This window comes from Pseudonocardia sp. NPDC046786, from assembly GCF_040645415.1.
GTDB classification, from domain to species: domain Bacteria; phylum Actinomycetota; class Actinomycetes; order Mycobacteriales; family Pseudonocardiaceae; genus Pseudonocardia; species Pseudonocardia kongjuensis.
This window is the reverse complement of sequence record NZ_JBEYYF010000061.1, coordinates 1-2,880: the sequence shown is the minus strand read 5'-3', so window position 1 is coordinate 2,880 and position 2,880 is coordinate 1. Positions and strand designations below refer to the sequence as shown.

Annotated in this window: 2 pseudogenes; one reads left to right on the top strand and one right to left on the bottom strand. The window is 69.5% G+C overall.

The window, feature by feature from the left end:
• Positions 1-264: 264 nt before the first annotated feature.
• Positions 265-1,680: pseudogene (locus tag ABZ881_RS30845) on the bottom strand (IS1380 family transposase).
• Positions 1,681-1,852: 172 nt separating this feature from the next.
• Between ABZ881_RS30845 and ABZ881_RS30840 the strand changes: the two are divergent.
• Positions 1,853-2,750, top strand: a pseudogene (locus ABZ881_RS30840) (IS5 family transposase).
• Positions 2,751-2,880 lie beyond the last annotated feature (130 nt).

Sequence of the window (2,880 nt, the reverse complement as noted above, 5' to 3'; positions counted from 1 at the left end):
AAGCGGCAGATGTATGGCCGAGCGGGGTTCCCGCTGCTCCGGCAGCCGATCCTGCTCAGCTGAACCCGCCCGACCACCGAATCTGTGCCAGAGCCATCTTTCTGACAGGCCCTGGAAAGCGCTTAGCCCTGGTGATTCATGGGGACCGGTAGCTGATCTCGCTTCCGTGATTGTTTCCGGTTTCCAGGTCGGGGCGTGCAGGATCGTCCGGCCTGCGGTTCTGCCGGGTGCTCCGCGCCGCTCGTGGCCGACGGTGGGGCTTGGTCAGCCTGCGGGGACGGGCAGGGCATGGAGCCGGGCGAACGCGGTGGCGAGGTCGGTCGCCCAGGGCCATGTCTGCTGGATGCGGGCGAAGCTGCGGCGCTGCCCTCGGGTGATGCGGCGGCGACGCGCAGCAGCCGGTAGCGCAAGGTCTTCGGCTCGGCCTTCGCGAGATGCCCGTCGAGCACGAGGTGCTGGGTCGTGGCGAGCAGGTCGACGGCGAGCATGACTACCGTCAGCCACGCCTCGTTGATCGCGAACGTCCGGGACGGGAAGTGGTTGAGCCCGGTGTCCTTCGCGGTGCGGATGCGGTCCTCGACTCGGGCGTGGGCACGGTGGCGGGTGTCGAGGAACGCCAGCTGTCCAGCCGGGGTGTCGGTGGCGAAGCAGGTGTAGCGCCAGCCGTCGCGGGTCTCCATCAGATCCAGCTGCGCGCCCGGGTGCGGGCGCTCGCGGCGGACGATCACCCGAGTTCCGGGCGGGTAGCCCTCGAGCGCGAAGGTGGGCAGCAGCCCGGTGAGCTCGGCCAGCCCGGCGCCGTCGCGGTGGCCGCCATCGGCGTCGACCGCATCGGCCCAGACCTTGCGCGGGACCGCAGCGATGGCGGCCCGTTCGCGGTCGGTGATGGCCCACCCGACGGAGAACTCGCAGCTCACCGACCTGCCGCGCTCGTCGCGGATGTGAGTCAGGAACGCTTTCGTGCAGCCGGCGGTGTCGGCTCGAACCAGGACCTTGTGGCCGTGGCGGTGCTGATCCGGGACCTGGGCCAGCGCCTGGTCGAGCACCGTGATGTGGTCCGCGGCGATGTTCGCCCCGGCGTTGCCGCGCCGCAACACACCGGCGTGGAACTCAGAGGTGTTGTCGCAGAACGCCATCAGCGGGTGGTAGCCGAAGGTCCGCTTGAACGTCGGCGCCGCGAGTTCCTTCTCGCCAGTGGCAGACCACGATCGAGGCGTCGAGGTCGATGACCAGCACGTCGAGGTCCTGCCCGGCGACCTTCGCGGTCGGGAACGGCCGCCCGTGGCGTTCGGCGTGCTGGTCCCAGACCACCTCCCGAGCCCTCGCCCGCGCCGCTGCCACCCGGGCCAGGATCGCCTCGTCGAGGCGGTCGAGCAGCCGCCAGCACGTCGAGTCCGACGCCACCGGCCCGAACAACTCGCCCTGGTCACGCAGGACGTCGATCTCGGAGATCGTGGTCGCGCCGTCGGCGACCGCGACCGCGACCGCGAGGTCGACCAGGACCCGGCCTGGATCGTGCCGGGTTCCCGGCCGCCGCAACTCGTCCAGGACCTGGGACAGCTCGCCGGTCAGGGTGGTGTGGTCGGCGACGTCGGCCAGCAGACGGGAACCGGCGTGCGACACCACACCGGCCCCGTCGGCGGTCACGATGATCTTCGGACGGGTGGTTGTAGCCTGCACTCGGAAAGTGCCTCCTCGACCGCGGTGAACAGAGCCCTCAGCAAGCCCTGTCCTACCTGGTCGAGAGGCACTTTCTTCTTTCGGGGGTCACCTGCGCCCGGCCCGCCATGAAGAGCTCGGGCTAGGGAGCGTCTCTTAATCCGGTCGTTCGGGTGTGGGGGATGATCGTCGGGTGTCGCGCCGAGCTGTTCTGAACGATGCGCAGTGGGCCAGACTGGCGCCGTTGCTGCCCTCCTCAGACGGCCTGCCGGGACGCCCGTTCGCCGATCACCGCAGGGTGGTCGAAGGGATCATCTACCGGTTCCGCTGCGGGTTGGCCTGGCGCGATGTCCCGGTCGAGTTCGGGCCGTGGCAGACCCTGTGGAAACGCCACCGCCGATACGCCGGGGACGGCACCTGGGACCGGGTTCTCGCAGCTCTGCTCGCTGACGCCGACTCGGCCGGGCTGGTCGACTGGGCGGTGAGCGTGGACTCGTCGATCATCCGCGCCCACCAGCACGCCGCCACCCTGAAGCGAGACACAGGGGGCCGGATCGAACTACAACAATCTGCGCGTCGAGCCGCCCGATCACGCCTTGGGTCGCTCCCGCGGCGGCCTGAGCACGAAGATCCACCAACTCGTTGACGGACACGGCCGACACCTCGTGGTGCTCGTCGGTCCCGGCCAAGCCGGTGACGCCCCGATGTTCGAGCACCTGATGAGCCATCTGCGTGTCGGCCGGATCGGGCCGGGTCGTCCGCGGACCCGCCCCGAGCGGGTCCGCGGCGACAAGGCCTACTCCTCGCGCGCCATCCGCCGCCATCTGCGTGAGCGCGGCATCGTCGCGGTCATCCCTGAGCCGTCTGACCAGCAGGGTCACCGGAAACGACGCGGCTCAGCAGGTGGGCGGCCACCGGCATTCGACCCCGTGGACTACCGCGGCCGCAACGTCGTCGAACGGGGATTCTGCGACGTCAAGCAGTGGCGCGGGCTGGCCACTCGCTACGACAAGCTCGCCCTGACCTACCGCGGCGGGGTGGTACTGAAGGCGATCCTCACCTGGCTACGCACATTGGGAGACACGCCCTAGCCCCCTCGGCGGCATCCATCAAGAGGAGCCGACTAAGAGATGGTTTCAGAATGGCTTCATGAGTTCGCGGTGACAGATCAGCGCGCAGGCGAGCTGGAGGAAGCCGAGGTGGATGTCGGCGCGGCGTTCG